This is a genomic window from Methylophilus sp. 5 (genome assembly GCF_000515275.1).
In the GTDB taxonomy this organism is placed as follows: domain Bacteria; phylum Pseudomonadota; class Gammaproteobacteria; order Burkholderiales; family Methylophilaceae; genus Methylophilus.
The window spans coordinates 2,133,563-2,151,151 of record NZ_KI911560.1; the positions used below are offsets into that span (position 1 = coordinate 2,133,563).

Below are 17,589 nucleotides of genomic sequence, written 5' to 3' on the forward strand. Positions count from 1 at the left end.
TTACTTCTTCTCGACGCCGCTAACATCAATTTTAGCTTTGTCTTTCAGGCCCAGCATGTATTTTTCAAGTTTGCGTTGCTGCAGTGTGCGCTCAATGCCTTCTTGTACTTTTTCATAAGGCGGGGCTTGCAATGCACGAGTATCAACCAGTTTGATCACATGCCAGCCGAATTGTGACTGTACAGGCTCAGGCGTTGTTTCGCCTTTTTTCAAACCAACCAGCGCATCAGCAAATGGTCTTACCATGCCAGCCGGAGAGAACCAGCCCAAGTCGCCACCTTTGTCTTTAGAGCCTGGATCTTGTGATTTTTCTTTGGCAATTTTAGCAAAGTCAGTGCCTTTTTTCAGGTCGGCAATAATCGTTTTGGCTTCTGCTTCAGTTTTAACCAAAATGTGGCGAGCGTTGTACTCTTTGTCGCCCAGCTCTTTTTTATACTGCTCGTAGCCTTCTTTTTTCTCGGCGTCGGTCACAGGATTTTTCTTGATGAAATCAGCCAAAAACGCATTAACCAGTAATTTGCGACGGGCCAGCTCTTCGCTTGCAATAAAGTCTGGCAATTTGTCGATGCCTGCTTTTTGGGCTTCTTGATAAGCCAGCTCAGAGCCAATCAATTCGTTGACCACGGCTGCTTTCATGCCATCGTTGGCTTTCTGGCCAGTACGTGCTTCGGCATCACGTAAGATAAAGTCTACCCAGGTTTTTTTAATCGGCTTGCCATTGACTGTGGCAATAGCATCGGCATCAGCCGCGTATACATGTGGCAGTGCGCTTAAGCAAGCAATCGCCAACATTACTTTCAAAAATTTCATGCAATATCCTTATATAACGATTTGAATTAGTGCGATATTAAAAAACAGAATTGTTTCAAATAAATGACTCATCAGTCGAAAAGGCCTGAATACTGAGCGCGTGTATGCGATGAGGCATTAAATCTTGCAAGCATTGATAGACCATGCGATGGCGCATTATCTGTGATTTTCCTGAAAATAGCGAGCTTTTTACCGTGATGGTGAAATGCCCGCCGCCCGTGTTTCCTGCATGTCCGCGATGCAGTTCGCTATCATCTTGTATTTCGAGCAGTGCGGGCGCCAGCGCCTGTAAACGTTGCTCGATTTCTGCTTTTAACATGTTATGGCAAGGTCTTTCTAAATGGTTTAACTTCTACTTTGCCATAGACGCCCGCATGCACGAAAGGGTCATCGTTGGCCCAGTCGGTCGCTGCCTGTAAAGAATCGAATTCAGCCACAATCAGGCTGCCGCTAAAACCAGCCTCTCCCGGGTCTACACTGTCAATGGCGGGCAATGGGCCAGCCAGTAACAAACGTCCTTCGTTTTGTAATTGTTGCAGACGCGCCAGATGCGGTGGACGATGGGCTTGCCTTAGTGGCAAGCTGTTGGCAGTGTCTTGTGCGTAGATCATATAAAGCATGATGGTTTTCTCTTAGTCAGGCAGAAGGCGTGTTTTGTTCAATCCAATGTTCTTTTAAAGCAAACACTTGCACAATAATAAAGATAAACATCAGACTGGTCGCGCCAAACAGTTTGAAGTTGACCCAGTCATCTTCATTAAAGTGAAAAGCAACATAAAGATTAAGGATGCCCATGCCGACCAAAAAGGCAATCCAGCACAGGTTTAAGGTATCCCAGATGGCCGCAGGTGGCGCCATCATTTTGCCCAGCATGTTTTCGATCAGGTTGCGTTTGAGTGCATAGCGACTAAATAACAGTACTAGCGCACCTATCCAGTAGATCGCTGTCGGCTTCCACATGATATAGGTTTTGTCGTGCAGTAATAACGTGATGCCGCCCAGCACCGTAATCACCGCACCGTTGATCATGAGCATTTTGTCTATCTTGCCGCGTTTGATCCAGAGTATCAGCATCAACACCAGGGTGCTGATCATGGCGACTGCAGTTGCGGTAAAAATACCCGCTTTTTTATAGGCAATAAAAAAGAGGATGACGGGGAGTAAATCGGTAATGACTTGCATGCGTGGTCTCAGGTGACTGAGTTCCTGCTATCTGTGAGGGCACTATTTTGCTATGATTTCTGTCAAAATGTAAAGTTAGTCGCTTAGACATTCATCTTTTTATTCAAACGGCGCCCCCATATTCATCATGTCTGTCCCTATTGATTTACATTGCCACTCCACCATGTCCGATGGATTACTCACGCCTGAAGACCTGGTTGCGCATGCTGCGAGCAAGGGTGTAAGGGTGTTGGCACTGACCGATCATGATGAAGTATGCGGGTTGGCACGTGCGCGTGCGGCGGCCGAGCAGCAGGGTTTGTCTTTTATTGATGGCGTTGAAATTTCGGTGACCTGGCGAAAGCGTACCCTGCATATTGTGGGCTTGCGTGTGGACCCGCAAAATCCGGCTTTGTTGGCCGCGTTTGCCAAAGTGCGCGAGGGGCGTGATGCTCGCGCCAGACAAATTGCCGAAGGCCTGGCGAAAGCGGGTATCGCAAATGCCTACGAGGGCGCGCGTGAGCTTTCAGGTAACAGCGTGATGACGCGCAGCCATTTTGCCCAGTTTATGGTGAAGCACGGGCATGCAAAAAACGTCAAGTCTGTGTTTAAAAAATATATGGTTAAAGGCAAACCCGGCTATGTCAATCATGAGTGGATGAGCCTGGAAGAGGCATTGATGCTGATTCGTGACAGTGGTGGTGTGGCAGTATTGGCGCATCCTGGCCGCTATGACCTGGGTTTTGTGAATATGCATCTACTATTAAATGAATTCAGAAACCTGGGCGGGGCCGCGATTGAAGTGGTGACTGGTAGTCATCAACCGCCGCAGTATGAGCAGTTTGCCAAACTGGCGCATCGTTTTGATTTAAAAGCATCGCAAGGCTCTGATTACCACGGCCCTGGCATGTCTTATATGGATATGGGCCGCTTGCCAGCGTTGCCAGCCGGTTGTGTGCCAGTTTGGCAAGACTGGCCGGAGGCCAGCCAGTTGACATCACTGGCGAATTAGAGAGTCTTTGAGTTATGGCACAGTATTTTGTGATTCATGCAGAAAATCCGCAAGCCAGATTAATCCAGCAGGCGGCGCAGCTATTAAAGCAGGGTGGCGTGCTGGCATGCCCCACTGACTCAAGTTATGCACTGGTGTGCCTGATGGAATTTAAAGACGCGCAAACACGTATCCGCCGCTTGCGTGGCGTCGATGATGAGCATCCGTTTACCCTGATTTGTCGTGATCTGGCCGAGATTGGCACCTATGCCAAAGTCAATAACAGCCAGTTTCGCTTGCTTAAAGCCATGACGCCGGGGGCGTACACCTTTTTGCTCGAGGCCAGTCGCGAAGTGCCGCGTCGCTTGCAGCACCCCAAGCGCAGCACCATCGGCTTGCGGGTGCCCAAACACGTGGTCACGCAAGCCTTGCTAGAATCGCTGGACTCGCCCTTACTCAGCATGACCCTGCAGCTGCCGGGTGACGAAGCCCCGATGTCAGTCGGTTGGGAGATCCGTGAAGCACTGGAGCATCAGATTGATGCGGTGATCGACAGTGATATTGTGCATGTGGGTGCCACGACGGTGCTCGATTTAACGCAGGACCCGCCGGAGCTGGTGCGGGCGGGCGTTGCGCCATGGCCTTAATGTGTTGAAACGTAAATGAGTGCGCCCTTTTACCGCGGTGACACTTTAAGATTGAAGTATTGAATGCGCTGGAAGTATTAAATGGAACTCACTGTCGTACAAAAAATAGCGGCTTATGCCTTGCCAATTTTATTTGCAATCACAGTGCACGAAGCCGCACATGGCTATGCCGCCAAGTTTTTTGGGGACCTGACTGCTGAGCGCATGGGTAGAATCACTTTAAATCCGTTTAAGCATATTGACCCGATCGGCACTATTTTGCTGCCTGCTCTCAGCATTATGTTAGGCGGCGTGCTTTTTGGCTGGGCCAAACCGGTGCCCGTTAATTTTGGCCAACTGCGTCGTCCTAAACAAGATATGTTGTGGGTCGCATTGGCCGGTCCGGCATCCAATTTTGTCATGGCGATTTTTTGGGGGCTGCTGCTGGCGCGGGTGGCGGTATTTCCTGAGTCAGCACAAGCTTTTCTGGCGCAAATGAGCCTGGCGGGTGTTCAGATTAACCTGGTGTTGCTGGTGTTAAATTTGTTCCCGTTACCACCATTGGATGGCGGCCGTATTGCCGTTAGCCTGTTGCCCATGAAAGCAGCGATTAAATTTGCGCAGATAGAGCGTTATGGCATGCTGGTTTTGATTGCCTTGCTGTTTACTGGCGTTTTGGGCGTGTTATTGACGCCGGTGCTGCGCTTTTTTCAGCAGTTATTAACGGTGCTGGTCATGTAGTTTGCCATCCAGGCACTCGTTGAGTGGCTGGATGGTTGTTTACATACGCCTAGTGTTTAATGGCATCCAGCGTGAGCTTGGTTGGCACCTGTGCTCGGTCAGCTTTCATCGTGGCAGGGTTGGTGATCGTGACTCTTTCTGCGCTCACCCCTGCATCTAGCAGCACTTTTTGAATCGCGGCTGCGCGTGCTTTGGCTAAGGTTTGCAACTCAGCATCGGTGACTTGAATGCTGGTTGTTAATGCTTCTTGTGCCTGCAGGTAAAAACCTTCCGGCGCTTTTTCAAGCTTGGCCGCCAACCGTTTGAGCAGGCCTTTATTGGTTAAGCGGTCATGCAGGGTTTGTATTGCCGACTGCACCTTGGGGTTGTTCAGGTCAATCGGCCCCGGCGCTTGGCCTGCCTCTAGGCGCACACCGGTTTCTTCGGCCACTTGTTTGCGTAAAGTGGTTTCCTGAATCGCACGCGTATCCGCAGCCACATCGTAGCCAGGCACGATTCCCAGTGCCAGTTGCTGGCGCTTGCCGAGTGCGGTGCTCACGGCATGCAGCTTCTCCAGTTCCGGTGGCAAAATTGCAGTGTTGCCCGGGTCAAATACAATCGCCTCCAGTTTGTCACTGCCGCCAAACAGCTTGCCCAGTGCGCTGAAGGGGGCGGTCACAATTTTGGTTAATACATTGGTAAAGGCTTTCCACAAAATGCCACCCACGCTAAATTTGGGGTCATCCAGGCTGCCGCTGACGGGTAAATCAAGGTCGATTACGCCATCACTGTCTTCCAGAATCGCAATCGCCAAGTCTAACGGCAGGTTGGGGGCGTCTTTGCTGTCGACTTTTTCGCCCAGTGTCAGCTTGTGAATCACAAACTTGTTTTCACCAGCCAGTTTGCGCTGTTTGATTTTATATTCCAGGTCAACAGACAGCTTGCCAGATTCGATTTTTCGGCCGGCAAATTTGCCTGAGTAAGGTGTCAGGCGATTCATTTCCAGATTAGTGAATGCCAGTTTAATATCGGTAAATTCTGTGGTTTTAAAAGGTTGCAGCGCACCGCGGATGCGCGCTGCGCCATAATCATCAACCTTGCCGTCCAGCTCGACTTGCGCGGTGGATGACGGGTTGCTGGAAATACCGTTGATGACGCCGCCCAAGCTGTGAATATTGGTGCCAAACGGTTGTGGCAAGGACAAGTCGGCAAACTCCAGCTCGGCATTGTTGATGCGTACTGTGTCAATGCCTACTGGAAAGTCTGCGGCCGCTACATTGGACGCTGTCGCATCTTTGCTCGCGGCAGACGACGTAGCAGTAGGTGCCGTGGTCGCAGATGTCGTAGGAGCCGGCGTAGCACTGGCAGCGGGCGGGCGCATCACCTTGGTCAGATTGAGGCTGCGGTCAGGGTAAATAATAAATTTAGTTTGCGGCTTGCTTAAAGTCAGTGTGCTTAATTGCAACTTGTTGGGTGCCAGCGACAGCGCTAAACCGTCGCCTTGTAGTTTCTCCCAGCGTAAAAACGGTTGCCGGCTCGCCTCTTCAATGATTGAGAGTTGGTTCACACTAAAGCCGCCGTCAAATTTGCTTGCGCCACTGGCAGTTTGCTGTAGCTTGCCCTGCACACTGGCTGTGCCGTTTTCCAGCTGCAATAGCGCGGCTTGCTGAATATAAGGCGCAAACGGTTTGAGTGATAAATCAGTGAGCGCGCATTGCAGCTCGGTTTTAAACGGGGCCGCTGCCAGCTTGCCATGCAGGTTGAATTGCCCGCCTTGCTTGACCTTGAAGCCAGTCTTGACTGGCAGTAAGCGCGCCATGTTTTGGCTGAGGTCGGTGGCTTCTATGTTGGCATCTACGACATCCAGCACCACTGGCGTTGGTGTAGATTGATCCTCAATATGAATGTCAGCCTGTTGTAGCGCCAGTTTTTTGAGGGCAAACGCCCATGGCGTTTTTTGCGCTGATGCAGTCGTGGCTGGCGGTGTCGTTGGCGTATGTTTGTTAGCCGCGGGTGACAATATACTCTGCCAGTTCAAGCGTTGGTCTACTTGCCGGATCACCGTCGTTTTTAGGCCGCTTAATTGAATCGCGGCAATATCCACTTTTTGCTGCTCCAGCGCCAATTGGGCATTATTCACTGCCAGTTTGGCCAACTGCGCAGCTGGTTTTTTATCTGTTTGCAGCTGTAGTTGCGTAGCCTCCAGTTGCATATTTTTCAAGCTCAGGCCCGCTTGGTTATCCACGGCCAATTGCACATTGAAATCAGCCACAGTGGCTTGCAATGGCTTGGCAAACTGCTGGTCAGTGTACGACAACTGCCAGTGTGTCAGGGCCACTTCGCCTATCGTAAAGTGAAAAGGGTCGCTTGCTTTTTCATCTGCTGCTGTCACTGCTTCTGGGCTAGGCGCGGTGGTAGCCGGTTCGGCAAAGGCCTGCTGCCAATCAAGGCCGGTTGCTGTTTGCGTGGCAGACAGCTGCCCTTTGGCGAGCAGAATGTGCTCAATATTGGCCTGACGTTCAGCCAGATTGAGGCTGACATTGTCAACAACCAGTTCAGGTAACTCAAATAATGTTTTCTGCGCCTGTTGCAACTTTGCCTGCTGCATTTTCAGCTGCAGTTGGTCAAACTTGAGTTGCGCCTGTTTATCCTGCTCAAACACCAGTTTGGGTAAGGTGAGGCTGCTGGTTGCAAGCGACAGGTCAGCGTGCGGTTTCTGTAACTTGAGTTGATCCAGTTGAATGCCGATGTCTTCTGTGGTCACCGATAAATGCGGTTGCTGATTCAGTGCCAGATGCTTTGCGGTAACCTCCAACTGCGCTAAGGCGAGTTTGTCGCCTTGTGCCAGCGTTGCCGCCAAGCTGTTCACGCGCAGTTTGGCCTGCGAGACTAACAGTTTTGGCTGTTGATTCGGCAATGAAAAATCATAATTGAACTGGCTGGCAAATGTCCCGGCTTGCACTTGCAACGGCAGGCTGGCCTGATTTACCCATTGCATGATTTTGGCGATCTGCAGGCCTTCAATCGCCAGTGAGCCTTGCGACGCCACTGGGTTCACGCCAACATTGCCCTTCCATTTAACGGTGCCGCCTTGGTCAGGCAGTTTGGCCGCAATCAGGTAGTCGCCGCGATCTTTGGGTAGGGTAGAAAAGCCTTCCAGTTCAAAGTCCAGCGGTTTAATCGAGGCTTGCAGCGGCGTTGCGTGCTGCGCGTCTTTGTAATCGACATTGCCCTGATGAATCACAATGCTTTCGATGATGACGCGCGGCAAGTCCGGGCTTGGTGGCGAAGGGTCTTCGTTTAGTTTTGCGATCAGGTCGGCCCAGTTAAGGCGACCTTGCTTGGAAATATGCACATTGACGCGCGGCGCTGTCAGTGCAATCTGTTTGAGTTTCCAGGCCCAATGAAACAGGCCGCTGGCTTCAAGGTCGACCACCAAGCGGTCAAATGATGCTAGTGGCGCGCCATTTTTTTCGGTCAGTACTAATTTATCAATGGTGGTGGTGAGGCGTAGCGGGTCAAAGGTGACTTTTTCTACGCTGGCTTGACTGGCCAGTTTGCTTTCTGCCACCCACGGCAGCAGCCATTTTGCCAGTGGGTTGACGGCGAGCCAGGCAAATAAAAAATAGAAAACAATGAGCCCGGCAAGCACCTTGAATATGCGTGATTGGGCCAGTGGGCGTAAGGTGGGGGGCAAGCGATTTAACATAGGTGTTAATTTAGCAGAATTTAAATCTTTTATATCGTTTGTTGGTGTCGGCGGCTAACAAATCTTTGCTCACCCAGGCAGCGATGCACCATGTCTTTAATAAGTCAGGCGGGTAGCGGCTTGAAGGTGACATTGCCTGCCATTTTCATGTATGCTTAAGTTAACGCGTTACACAGGATGCTGTTTTCAGCAGTATATATGGCTTCAGAGCCGGATAAGTTGTCTCACAAACCCTCACTTTTAGAACGATTAAGCCATTTTCTTCTGCGCGAGCCAGAAGATAGAGAGCAACTGGTGGAGTTGCTGCATGGGGCTTATGAAAATCACCTGATGGATAGCGATTCGCTCGCTATGATTGAAGGTGTGCTGCAAGTCAGTCAAATGCAGGTACGGGATATTATGATCCCGCGCTCGCAAATGGATGTCATTGATATTGCGCAGCCGCCAGAAAGCTTTTTGCCGTTTGTGATTGAGACGGCGCACTCCCGTTTTCCCGTCATTGAAGATAATAAAAACGATGTGATCGGCATTTTGCTGGCCAAAGATTTATTACGTTATTACGCCAGCGAGTCGTTTGAGTTGCGCGACATGCTGCGTCCGGCAGTGTTTATTCCAGAGTCCAAGCGATTAAATGTATTGTTAAAAGAATTTCGCAGCAACCGTAACCATATCGCCATTGTGGTCGATGAATACGGCGGCGTGGCAGGCATGGTGACGATTGAAGATGTGCTTGAGCAAATTGTCGGAGACATCGAAGATGAATACGATGATGACGAAGGCGAAGGTAATATTATTCAGCAGGAGCCAGGCAAGTATCGCGTCAAGGCCTTGACTGAAATCCCCGAGTTTAATGAAGCCATCGGCACTGAGTTTAGCGACGAAGAGTTTTCGACGGTGGGTGGCCTGGTAGTCAATCATTTTGGCCATTTACCCAAGCGCGGCGAGTATATTCGGATTGATAATTTAAGCGTGACTGTGGTGCATGCAGACAGCCGTCGTGTGCATGTGTTACTGGTAGAACAATTGCCGGAAGAGGCATACCCGATCGAGTCAGTGTAGGCGGGATGCCGGTTTGAACCTATTGTTGTTTTGATTGCCTGAATTGCTGAATAAAGGAGAGTCATGATGCGCGCCAAAACTTGGTTAAATGGGGTCTTAGCGGTGGTGTGTTTGTCTTTAAGCGGTGCTGCGTTGGCGGGGGCGACGCCTGCCAAATTGCCAGAAGATGAACAAGGCTTTGTGAATGCAGTAGGCAAGCTTAATCGGGCACAGCTCATTGCGCTGCTGGGCGAACCGGCGCGGGCAGAAGATGTGAAATTAAAAGATAGCGGGCGCGTGGTTGCTTCTATCTGGCATTATCACAATATCAACAAAGATGCAGGCGGCGCATATTACCCGACCACCGAGTTGGATATTATTGATGACCAAGTGAGTGTGGTGGTGTTTTTAAATAATGATGGCTCTGACGCCAGTGCTGGCCAGAGTTATGAAGTGCAACCTGATCCGTCAGGCCTTTGAGTTGGTGTGATTAAAAGCTTGTATGCTTAAAACACAAGGGCGCTTAAAGCGCCCTTGTGTTTTTTAACCGTGGTCTAAAAAATTACTTTTTCAGGCTGTCGCGGATTTCGCGTAACAACACAACGTCTTCTGGTGTGACTACTGGCGCGGCGGGTTCTGCCTGTTTCAGGCTGTTCATGAACTTAACCATTTGAAAAATGATAAAGGCCAAAATAACGAAATTAAGCACAATGGTGATGAAGTTGCCGTAGGCCAATACTGCGCCGAGTTTTTTGGCTTCGGCCAGGGCTAAGTCAGCCGATTGGCCGTTGAGTGGCAGGTAGAGGTTGCTGAAGTCAAAGCCGCCAAATATTCTGCCGATGACTGGCATGATGATGTCGTTGACCATGGAATCAACGATTTTGCCAAAGGCACCACCGATGATGACACCCACCGCCAAATCCATGACATTGCCCTTTAACGCAAACTGCTTAAACTCGGTCATCACACTCATACACTTACTCCTGATGTTAATTATTGTAGATTGTTGCAAATGGTGACTATAGGCGCGGAGTTACGTGCTTGTCAATTGTCGGGCTGACGATCTTTTGCGCGCCAGGCCTGAACATTGCGCCGTGTGATATATTGACCATTCTGGTTTTTGACGAATAAATTCAAAGAGTCTGCATGCAGTTGTTTCATACCTTGCGCGAGCTGCGCACATTTTTGGCAAGCCTTGGTCATCAGCGCGTTGGTTTTGTGCCAACCATGGGCAATTTACATGCAGGGCATTGCCAGTTGGTGACACTGGCCAAGCAGCATGCCGACCTGGTGGTGGTGAGTATCTTTGTGAATCCGCTACAGTTTGGCGCCAGTGAAGACTTTGGCAGTTATCCGCGTACGCTGGCATCTGATTGCGACAAGCTGCAAGCGGTGGGGGCTGATGTGGTGTTTGCGCCAGCCGTTGAGGAGATGTACCCCGACTTTGATGGCCAGTCTTTGCATCAGCAGATGGTGATTCAGCCACCGCCTTTGGCCGATGACTTATGTGGCGCCAGTCGCCCTGGGCATTTTGCCGGGGTGGCAACCGTGGTTGCCAAGCTGTTTCATATGGTGCAACCGCAGGTAGCGGTGTTTGGCAAAAAGGACTACCAGCAACTGATGGTGATCCGCGCTTTGGTGCGACAGCTTAATTTTGGGATTGATATCATTGCCGGGGAGACTGCGCGTGAGCCATCCGGGCTGGCCATGAGCTCCAGAAATGGCTATTTGAGCGATGCAGAAAAAATACAGGCTGCACAGTTGCAGCAGCAACTGCAAGCACTTAAACAAGCTTTGCTGTCTGGGCGGCGCGACTATGTGGCTTTATGTGACGAATCTCGTTTGGCCTTGAAACAGCAGGGTTGGCAGGTAGATTATGTAGAGATTCGGCGCCAACAGGTGTTGACCTTGCCAGACGACCAAACGCGTGACTGGGTGATTCTGGCTGCGGCCAAGTTGGGCAATACCCGGCTGATAGATAACTGTGAAGTTAACGTCTGCAGTGATTGAATGCGTTTTTTGATAAATTTATTTTGCGCTAAGCCATTGATAACTCTATAATTACGACCTTTTCCGCGCAAGCGGAAGTTCGAGCTAAGGGACGCAATGCAAAGAACCATGTTGAAATCAAAGCTGCATCGAGTGCGCGTGACGCATAGTGAGCTGCACTATGAGGGCAGCTGTGCGATTGATGAAGCCTTGCTGGAAGCCGCCAATATTCATGAATATGAGCAAATCCAGATTTACAACATCAACAATGGTGAGCGTTTCACAACTTATGCCATTCGTGCCGAGCGCCACTCTGGCGTGATTTCGGTCAATGGTGCTGCAGCACACAAAGCGAATCCTGATGATTTGATTATTATTGCCAGTTACTCGCAATATACTGAAGCCGAATTGTCCAATTACCATCCACAACTGGTTTACGTCGATGCGCAAAATCGCATTGTCGAGCAAAAAAACCATATTCCTGCGCAAGCCGCCTGATATTTTGAATACACCTATGCAAACTAACATCAATGCCATGTCGCTGGACGACATGAAACTGGCCGTCGTTGACGCGCTGGAAGATATTAAAGCCTTTGACATCACTGTGATGGACGTACGCCGGATGACGGCGGTCACCAGTTACATGATCGTCGCCAGTGGTAACTCCACGCGTCAATGCAAGGCGATTGCCGATAACGTGCGTGCCAAGTTGAAAGAAAAAGGCATTGATGCGCGCGGTGTTGAGGGCGAGAAAGAGGGGGAGTGGGTGCTGGTCGATTTAGGCGATATTGTCGTCCATGTCATGGTGCCTACCACGCGTGCCTATTACAATATTGAACAACTGTGGACAGAGTCACAGACTCGCCGTACTGCATCCGCCGCTTAAATTTTCTACCCACACCATGCTGCTATTTTTTCGCATCGCCAGTGTGGTTTTTCAATGAAGCTTAATATTATCTCGGTCGGCCATAAAATGCCCGACTGGGTAGAGTCTGCCTGCGCAGAATATTTAAAGCGTATGCCGCGCGAGCTAGAGACGCGCATCATTGAAATCAAGCCCGACAAACGGGCCGCCGGTAAGAATAGTGAGGTCGTGCAGGAGGCAGAGGCCAAGCGCATTCTTGAGGTGGTCGGTAAAGACTACCTGGTGGCACTCGATGAGCGTGGACAAGCGGTAACGACTCTGCAGTTGGCAGAAAAACTGAAAGCCTGGCAGGAGATGGGGCGCGATGTGTCTTTGGTGGTTGGTGGCGCTGACGGCTTGCATGCGCAACTTAAAACCCAGGCGCAATGGCTGTTCAGCCTGTCTAAATTAACCATGCCGCATGGCATGGTACGTGTGATGCTGGCCGAGCAACTTTATCGCGCGCACACGGTTCTAAGCGGTCATCCTTATCACAGAGAGTAATTATGTCTAATGCCCTGGTCTGGTTGCGTCGTGACTTGCGCGATGATGATCATGCCGCGCTTTATCACGCCTTAAAGCGGCATACGCAGGTGTTTGTCGCTTTTGTGTTTGATACCGATATTCTGGATGCCTTAAGCGACAAGCAGGATAGGCGGCTTGAGTTTATCTGGGAAAGCGTGCATGCACTCAAGCAGACATTGCAAGCGCAGGGCGGTGATCTCATAGTGCGCCATGGCCGCGCGCAAGAACAAATCCCTGCTTTGGCACAAACGCTGAATGTGGCCGCCGTTTATGCCAACAAAGATTACGAGCCAGTCGCCATTGCCCGCGATGACGTAGTTGCGCAGGCGTTGCTTAAAACGGGTCAAACCCTGCATCTATTTAAGGATCAGGTGCTGTTTGAGCAAGATGAGGTGTTGACGCAAACCGGCAAGCCCTATGGCGTGTTCACCCCTTATAAAAATGCACATTTAGCTAAATTGAATGCCTTTTATTTAAAGGCTTACCCGGTTAAAAAGTATCTCAAGCATCTTGCGCCAGTTGCGCCCGAGCCTATGCCAGCACTAGAGTTGCTAGGCTTTGCGCGTACCAACCTGGCTGCTCTGCGTGTGCCAACCGGCATGGCAGGCGCGCAGCAGTTGTTTGATGATTTTTTGCAGCGTATCGACCACTATCATGACGCCCGTAATTACCCGGCGGTTAAAGGTGTTTCTTATCTCTCTGTGCATTTGCGCTTCGGTACGATTTCCATTCGCCAACTGGCACATGCAGCCTGGCAGCTTTCACTTGCTGGCAACGCGGGCGCGGCTACCTGGTTGAGTGAACTCATCTGGCGTGACTTTTATTTTCAGATTCTGTTTCACCGGCAAGACCTGCAACAAGGCCGTTCATACAAGCCTGAATATGAGGCGCTGCCTTTTTCTAATGACGCAGACTGGTTTGCTGCCTGGTGCGAAGGGCGCACCGGTTTTCCGATTGTGGATGCGGCCATGCGGCAATTAAACCAAACCGGTTATATGCATAATCGTTTGCGTATGGTGGTGGCCAGTTTTCTGGTCAAGGATTTATTGGTCGATTGGCGTTGGGGCGAGCGTTATTTTGCCGAAAAATTAATTGATTTTGACTTTGCGGCCAATAATGGTGGCTGGCAATGGGCGGCCTCGACCGGTTGTGATGCACAACCTTATTTCAGGATTTTTAACCCGCAAGCGCAGTCAGAAAAATTTGATCCGCAAGGTAGGTTTATCCGTAAATATGTGCCAGAACTCAGTGGCCTCGATGACCAGCAAATCCATGCGCCGTGGGCCGAGAAATTTCGCAAAAAAGGCTTGTTTGACAAAGGCTTAGTGCTGGACTACCCGGTGGCCGTGGTCGATCATGCACAACAGCGCGAATTAGCGTTGTGGTTATACAAAAATAATGTGAAGCAAAGATGACATTTGATGTAGAATAAGACCGTTTCACTTCGTGCTAAGGTGAGGTTTTAATAGCGCCAGCTGGTGAATTTAACCGACTTTTTAACAATGATCCCTTCAGCTTTTAGAAGAGATTTCCGTTAACAGGGATGACACATTTGCGAAGAACACACTGCAAGCTGTGTTGGGGATACAACATTTAAATGCGCTTGAATAGCTTCTAAACATAATGAAAAATATGAAAACATTGAGAGCGATCGTATTGACTGCCGTTTTGGTGAGTGTCTCAGGTTGTGCTACAACCAACAAAGACCCACTCGAAGGCATCAACCGGGGAATTTATAAATTTAATGACGTGGCGGACCGTTATGCCATGCAACCTGTTGCCAAGGCCTACAAAGCCGTTGCACCTACACCAGTACGGACTGGTATCAGTAATTTCTTCAGTAACCTGGGTACGCTGACAACTGTCGTCAATGACTTGTTGCAGCTTAAATTTGCGCAAGCATTTACAGATGCTGGCCGTTTTGTGATTAACTCAACTTTTGGTATTGCTGGTTTTATTGATGTAGCTGGTATGGACAAAATTGAAAAACACCAAGAAGACTTTGGTCAAACCCTGGGGTTCTGGGGCATGGGTTCAGGCCCGTATTTGGTATTGCCGATTATTGGGCCAAGTACCGTGCGTGATGCCAGTGGCCTGTTTATTGATACGGTGACTTCAGACCCGATCACCTATTTGCACAATACTGGCCAGATCCGTGCGCACAATCAGGTGCGTGCTGTGCAATTGCTGGATAAACGTACGCAATTGCTTGATGCGACCGATTTGGTAGACAATGCGTCGATTGACCCTTATGCCTTTATGCGTGATGCATATCTGCAACGTCGGGCTAGCCTGATTCAGGATGGTCTGGTGCCGAAAGATCTGCTGCAAGACGAGTTTGAGCCAGCAGATGAAGATGTGCCTAACCACTCAGAGCAGACCCCGGCCACCAGTGATGCGACGTTATTGCAATCTGCAGCGCCGATTGAGTCTGCCCCTGTTACAGCAACAGATCTCGCACCTGTAACAACTGAACTGCAATCGCAAGTGCTTGAAGAGGTTGCTGAACCTGCGGTCGCGCTGGATGCATCTGCAGAGCTTGCACCAGAGGCGCTGCCACCGATGCTGGAGCAGGCTGATCAATCAGCGCTCGAAGAGGTGCCTGTGGTAGAAAATGAAACCGCAGCCATCGTTGCTGGCGTTGATGAAACATTGTTGACCCTGGACACAGCACTGCCAGCGCAATAGTCGCCAACATCTTAAGTGAACAAAAAAAGGCTTTGCATGATGCAAAGCCTTTTTTGTTTGGCGCAAGCCTAGTCTACTTGTGTTTACTCTGCTGATGCGATGGTCATACGTTCTATCAGTATCGAGCCAGTCAATTTGGAGCTATGCGGAATCGTATCATTGCCGATCGCAGCGATGCTTTTCAACATATCTTTCATATTGCCAGCAATGGTGACTTCTTCCACCGGATGAATGATCTCACCGTTTTCTACCCAATAACCTGCCGCGCCTCTGGAATAGTCACCGGTGACCATGTTCATGCCATGCCCAAGCAACTCGGTGACCAACAGGCCAGTGCCCATGGTTTGTAATAGCTGCGTGAGCGAATGGCCAGTCGAGCGCACTACAATGTTATGCGCGCCACCCGCATTGCCAGTAGATTGCATGCCCAGTTTGCGGGCAGAATAGCTGCCCAGCACATAACCTTGCAACACCCCGTTTTCAACCAGTGTGCGAGGGTGGCAAGCCACGCCTTCGCTATCAAAAGCACTGCTGGCGGCGCCTTTAAGCACAAACGGGTTTTCGTCAATTTGTAATAGTGGGCTGGCGATTGGCTGCCCCAGGCTATCTAGCAAGAAAGACGATTTTCGGTACAGGTTGCCGCCAGAAATGGCGCTGATCAACGTGCCGATCAGGCCACTCGCCAACGGTGCCTCAAATAAGACTGGATATTGCCCGGTCTTGATCGGGCGCGCGCCCAGGCGCTTGACGGTACGTGTGCCTGCCGTTTGGCCCACTTGCTCTGGCGTTGCCAGGTCTAGCGCATCGCGTGCACTGCTATACCAGTAGTCGCGTTGCATCAGGCCATCGGTTTCGGCAATCACCGAGCAACTGATGCTATGGCGTGAGCTTGGGTAGCCGCCAATAAAGCCATGGCTGTTGGCATAAGCAAAGCTGCCGCTCTGGCTATAAATGCTGGCGCCTTCACTATTGCTGATGCGCGTATCGACGGCGAGCGCCGCCGCCTCACAGCGCTTGGCCAGTGCCAGTGCTTCATCAACATCAATCTGCCAGGGGTGATTTAAGGATAAATCCGGGAACTCAGTCGCCATCAAGGTGGCATCTGCCAGCCCGCAAAAGGGGTCCTGCGCCGTATATTTTGCGATATTACAAGCGGCTTCAACCGTGTCTTGCAAGGCTTGCGGGCTCAGGTCTGAGGTGCTGGCATAGCCTTTTCGCTGGCCAAAGTAAACGGTGACCGAACACCCTTTGTCGCGATTGTATTCAATGTTTTCAGTCTCGCCTTGCCTGACCGACACGTTCTGGCCGGTGCCAAAGCTGACCTCGGCTTCGGCGCTGCTGGCGCCTGCTTTGCGTGTCAGTTGAATAATATCTTGAGCGATTTGTTGAAGTTGATCCGATTGCATGCTGTACGCGCTTGTTTTTTGCTTGGCAGTTAAAACTGTTATCATACCGTGATTTGGCAGAGATTGCTTTTACCATGACATCTGAAACCCTTGATGATTCCCAACCCAGTAAAACCCGATTGAAAGCAGAGGCAGATGCTGCGCAGGAGATAGGCCGCCAATTAGTGGCACTACCTAAAGAAAAACTGAAAAAACTGCAGCTGGAAGAAGCGTTGATGGATGCCATTGCTGAAGCCAAACGAATTACCGCCAATGGTGCTATTCGTCGCCAGATGCAATATATAGGCCGCTTGATGCGCGAAACAGACCTGGCGCCGATTGTTGAGCAGTTGCAAAAGTGGGATGGTAAGCACCAGGAAGAAAATGCCCGCTTTCATCATATGGAGCGCTGGCGTATGCGCATGCTGGACGATGTTAAAGCGATTGAATTGTTTATCGTCGAGTTTCCGCGCACTAATGTGCAGCAAATGCGCACCTTGATTCGTAATGCGCAAAAAGAGCATGCAGCCGGTAAACCGCCAAAAAGTAGTCGCGAATTATTTAAAATGATCCGCGATATTATGGAAGGTAACGGCGTAGCTGAGGAGCCTGCGGTGGAGATTGATCTGCCAGAAGGTGATGACGCTGCAGATTGAGCGAATAAGTGAAATTAAAAATAAAACTTAATGAATGGGCAGGCGTGAAACATGCACGCGACCATGGCACATTCACCATAAAAGGGAGGCAACATGCATAGCCACATTGATTTGGAACTTGATTTAACCGGCTTGGAGAGCCCGCTGCCGATGTTGCGAACCAAGGATGCATTGGACAGCCTGTTGCCTGGGCAGGTGGTGTTGGTAAAAACCACCGCCGCAGGCAGCGAGCAAAATATTCGCAACCTGATCAATAATCATCCGGTTAAATTATTATCTTTAAATAAGGATAATGGCGTGTTGCACTTTTTAATCGAAAAAGCAGCCGTGCTGGCAAATTAGCAAGCGCTTAATGGCTTATGTCTGAGGCAGGCTGTTTACACAGCC

At 50.2% G+C, this 17,589-nt stretch carries 20 protein-coding genes; 13 read left to right on the plus strand and 7 right to left on the minus strand.

Annotated features, from left to right (window positions below; all coding sequences use genetic code 11):
• From METH5_RS0110245 to METH5_RS0110260, 4 genes are read right to left on the minus strand one after another with little or no spacing between them, the layout of a single operon-like run.
• Positions 1-810 carry a peptidylprolyl isomerase gene (locus METH5_RS0110245; protein WP_029148420.1) on the minus strand — a complete coding sequence of 270 codons (810 nt, stop codon included), beginning with the start codon at positions 808-810 and terminating at the stop codon, positions 1-3.
• A 55-nt stretch (positions 811-865) separates the two neighbouring features.
• Positions 866-1,129: a BolA family transcriptional regulator gene (locus METH5_RS0110250; RefSeq protein ID WP_029148421.1), complete on the minus strand. Its 264-nt coding sequence runs from the start codon at positions 1,127-1,129 to the stop codon at positions 866-868.
• Position 1,130: 1 nt separating this feature from the next.
• Complete coding sequence (locus METH5_RS0110255; RefSeq protein WP_029148422.1) at positions 1,131-1,430, minus strand: YciI family protein; 300 nt, start codon at positions 1,428-1,430, stop codon at positions 1,131-1,133.
• 16 nt (positions 1,431-1,446) lie between these two features.
• Complete coding sequence (locus METH5_RS0110260; protein WP_029148423.1) at positions 1,447-1,992, minus strand: septation protein A; 546 nt, start codon at positions 1,990-1,992, stop codon at positions 1,447-1,449.
• Positions 1,993-2,119: 127 nt separating this feature from the next.
• On the opposite strand from METH5_RS0110260, the gene METH5_RS0110265 reads away from it, so the two are divergent.
• From METH5_RS0110265 to METH5_RS0110275, 3 genes are all read left to right on the plus strand, one after another.
• Positions 2,120-2,983, plus strand: coding sequence for a 3',5'-nucleoside bisphosphate phosphatase (locus tag METH5_RS0110265; protein ID WP_029148424.1), 864 nt, complete (start codon positions 2,120-2,122; stop codon positions 2,981-2,983).
• A gap of 14 nt (positions 2,984-2,997) precedes the next feature.
• Entirely contained in the window at positions 2,998-3,609 is a 612-nt protein-coding gene (locus tag METH5_RS0110270; protein WP_029148425.1) for an L-threonylcarbamoyladenylate synthase, read from the plus strand.
• Positions 3,610-3,690: 81 nt separating this feature from the next.
• Positions 3,691-4,329: a site-2 protease family protein gene (locus METH5_RS0110275; RefSeq protein WP_029148426.1), complete on the plus strand. Its 639-nt coding sequence runs from the start codon at positions 3,691-3,693 to the stop codon at positions 4,327-4,329.
• A 49-nt stretch (positions 4,330-4,378) separates the two neighbouring features.
• Here the strand turns inward: METH5_RS0110275 and METH5_RS0110280 are convergent, their stop codons facing one another.
• The gene (locus METH5_RS0110280; protein ID WP_029148427.1) at positions 4,379-8,017 is read right to left on the minus strand and encodes a DUF748 domain-containing protein; all 3,639 of its coding nucleotides are present in this window, start codon (positions 8,015-8,017) and stop codon (positions 4,379-4,381) included.
• A 198-nt stretch (positions 8,018-8,215) separates the two neighbouring features.
• On the opposite strand from METH5_RS0110280, the gene METH5_RS0110285 reads away from it, so the two are divergent.
• Both METH5_RS0110285 and METH5_RS0110290 read left to right on the plus strand, forming a co-directional pair.
• Complete coding sequence (locus METH5_RS0110285; protein ID WP_029148428.1) at positions 8,216-9,076, plus strand: HlyC/CorC family transporter; 861 nt, start codon at positions 8,216-8,218, stop codon at positions 9,074-9,076.
• A gap of 63 nt (positions 9,077-9,139) precedes the next feature.
• Positions 9,140-9,535 carry a hypothetical protein gene (locus METH5_RS0110290; RefSeq protein WP_232411014.1) on the plus strand — a complete coding sequence of 132 codons (396 nt, stop codon included), beginning with the start codon at positions 9,140-9,142 and terminating at the stop codon, positions 9,533-9,535.
• A gap of 82 nt (positions 9,536-9,617) precedes the next feature.
• On the opposite strand, the gene mscL is transcribed toward METH5_RS0110290, so the two are convergent.
• Complete coding sequence (gene mscL / locus METH5_RS0110295) at positions 9,618-10,028, minus strand: large conductance mechanosensitive channel protein MscL (protein WP_029148430.1); 411 nt, start codon at positions 10,026-10,028, stop codon at positions 9,618-9,620.
• Between the two features lie 173 nt (positions 10,029-10,201).
• Here mscL and panC point away from each other — a divergent pair, with 173 nt between their 5' ends.
• The 6 genes from panC (at position 10,202) to METH5_RS0110325 (ending at position 15,161) form a co-directional block, all read left to right on the plus strand.
• On the plus strand, positions 10,202-11,065 hold the full coding sequence (gene panC, locus METH5_RS0110300; RefSeq protein WP_029148431.1) for a pantoate--beta-alanine ligase: 864 nt from the start codon (positions 10,202-10,204) through the stop codon (positions 11,063-11,065).
• Positions 11,066-11,161: 96 nt separating this feature from the next.
• Positions 11,162-11,542 carry an aspartate 1-decarboxylase gene (gene panD, locus METH5_RS0110305; RefSeq protein ID WP_029148432.1) on the plus strand — a complete coding sequence of 127 codons (381 nt, stop codon included), beginning with the start codon at positions 11,162-11,164 and terminating at the stop codon, positions 11,540-11,542.
• Positions 11,543-11,558: 16 nt separating this feature from the next.
• Entirely contained in the window at positions 11,559-11,930 is a 372-nt protein-coding gene (gene rsfS / locus METH5_RS0110310; RefSeq protein ID WP_029148433.1) for a ribosome silencing factor, read from the plus strand.
• Between the two features lie 54 nt (positions 11,931-11,984).
• The gene (gene rlmH, locus METH5_RS0110315; RefSeq protein WP_029148434.1) at positions 11,985-12,452 is read left to right on the plus strand and encodes a 23S rRNA (pseudouridine(1915)-N(3))-methyltransferase RlmH; all 468 of its coding nucleotides are present in this window, start codon (positions 11,985-11,987) and stop codon (positions 12,450-12,452) included.
• 2 nt (positions 12,453-12,454) lie between these two features.
• A complete protein-coding gene (locus tag METH5_RS0110320; protein ID WP_029148435.1) occupies positions 12,455-13,888 on the plus strand; it encodes a deoxyribodipyrimidine photo-lyase in 1,434 nt (477 codons plus the stop codon).
• A gap of 217 nt (positions 13,889-14,105) precedes the next feature.
• Positions 14,106-15,161: a VacJ family lipoprotein gene (locus METH5_RS0110325; protein ID WP_029148436.1), complete on the plus strand. Its 1,056-nt coding sequence runs from the start codon at positions 14,106-14,108 to the stop codon at positions 15,159-15,161.
• Positions 15,162-15,244: 83 nt separating this feature from the next.
• Here METH5_RS0110325 and pmbA read toward each other — a convergent pair whose 3' ends face one another.
• Positions 15,245-16,567: a metalloprotease PmbA gene (gene pmbA, locus METH5_RS0110330; RefSeq protein WP_029148437.1), complete on the minus strand. Its 1,323-nt coding sequence runs from the start codon at positions 16,565-16,567 to the stop codon at positions 15,245-15,247.
• A gap of 74 nt (positions 16,568-16,641) precedes the next feature.
• Here pmbA and yjgA point away from each other — a divergent pair, with 74 nt between their 5' ends.
• Both yjgA and METH5_RS0110340 read left to right on the plus strand, forming a co-directional pair.
• A complete protein-coding gene (yjgA, locus tag METH5_RS0110335) occupies positions 16,642-17,202 on the plus strand; it encodes a ribosome biogenesis factor YjgA (RefSeq protein ID WP_029148438.1) in 561 nt (186 codons plus the stop codon).
• 93 nt (positions 17,203-17,295) lie between these two features.
• Positions 17,296-17,544 carry a sulfurtransferase TusA family protein gene (locus METH5_RS0110340; protein WP_029148439.1) on the plus strand — a complete coding sequence of 83 codons (249 nt, stop codon included), beginning with the start codon at positions 17,296-17,298 and terminating at the stop codon, positions 17,542-17,544.
• The last annotated feature ends 45 nt before the right edge of the window (positions 17,545-17,589 follow it).